This window comes from Bacteroides sp. 2_2_4 (genome assembly GCF_000157055.1).
GTDB lineage: Bacteria > Bacteroidota > Bacteroidia > Bacteroidales > Bacteroidaceae > Bacteroides > Bacteroides ovatus.
Map to the genome: position 1 here is coordinate 1 of NZ_EQ973401.1, position 1,187 is coordinate 1,187.

Sequence of the window (1,187 nt, forward strand, 5' to 3'; positions counted from 1 at the left end):
TGCCTTATAAGGATCACTCAAAGCTGTCTGCCGGATGCACTTATAAAGATTTTCGAAGAGGTTTGAGGCTTTCTCTATCAACTTATGAGCCGTAGGTTTCTTCAGCGTAAAGCCATGACTCTCGAAGTAGTTGATGATTCTTTCAACAGGTAGCGATTGTATATAACGTAATTCCATCAATCCGGCAATAAATGAACCGTCATAGCTGGAATTCAAGAAGGCCGAAGCCGGTGTTTTTCCCTCAAACAGGCGACCTTCTTGCGTATAGGTGTGTATCTTGTAGACATGCTTGATGAAGCGCATGGGTACACATTCATAGCGGACGCATATTCTGGGAACAGTGGTAAACAACCGGGCCTTATTGATGTCAAAATCGGGATCATCGGGATAAACGACATGTTCTTCTTCCTCCATCTCATAATGCATGTCACGTTTGGCCCCATTGTTCTTTCTTGCTTTACGCTTATCTGCTTTTTCCGCTTCTATCTTCTGCCGCTCTTCTTCGGATATGGCAGATTGGGGAGCCTGTTGCTGTTCGGATGTGTTGGATACAAGTTTGGCGAGTCCCTTAGTAAGGCGCTGTTGCTTGCTAAGAGATTCGCCTTTTTGAAGGAGTGCCTCTTTAAGGGAAGAAACCTCCTTTATCAAAGCATCTATTTGGTCCAAGAGTCTGTTGTTGTCATCTCGTAATCCCTTGATTTGTTCCTTCAATAACTCTATGATCTCATCCTTTTTCATGGCATAAAGATATAAAAAATCAACGAATTGGCCAAATAAACCGGATGATATCTTTAGCGCAAATATCTAATAATCAAAATGTTGAATTAGATCCTAAAACGTTTTCTCAACCGTACAGACTTTAATGACACTCCATTTAAGATAAAAGACAAAACCTGATAAGAAATCTCGTAATTACCTGTATTGGGGTTAAATGTCGGTAACTCAAAACTTCCACCTTCGAGGCGCTTGTAGTACAGAAGAAAGCCATCGCCATCCCAACGCAGTATTTTTACACTTTGTCGGTTTTTACCAAAGAATAAAAAGATATCTCCGGAAACGGGAGACAAGTCCTTCATTTCCGATCGTATAATTTTGAATAAACCGTCAATGCCAAGGTTCATACGAACAAAGCCCTGGTACAGATAGTAGCGATTGGCTGATGTTAGAGAATACATGGATCTCCCTCC

At 41.4% G+C, this 1,187-nt stretch carries 2 protein-coding genes; both read right to left on the bottom strand.

The genetic code is table 11. The annotated features are described in order from the left end of the window. Positions 1-738: IS66 family transposase (locus BSCG_RS00095; protein ID WP_008777674.1), on the bottom strand; the 738-nt coding region annotated here is incomplete at its 3' end. Between the two features lie 86 nt (positions 739-824). Further along, on the bottom strand, positions 825-1,175 hold the full coding sequence (tnpB, locus tag BSCG_RS00090) for an IS66 family insertion sequence element accessory protein TnpB (protein WP_004296723.1): 351 nt from the start codon (positions 1,173-1,175) through the stop codon (positions 825-827). Positions 1,176-1,187: the final 12 nt, after the last annotated feature.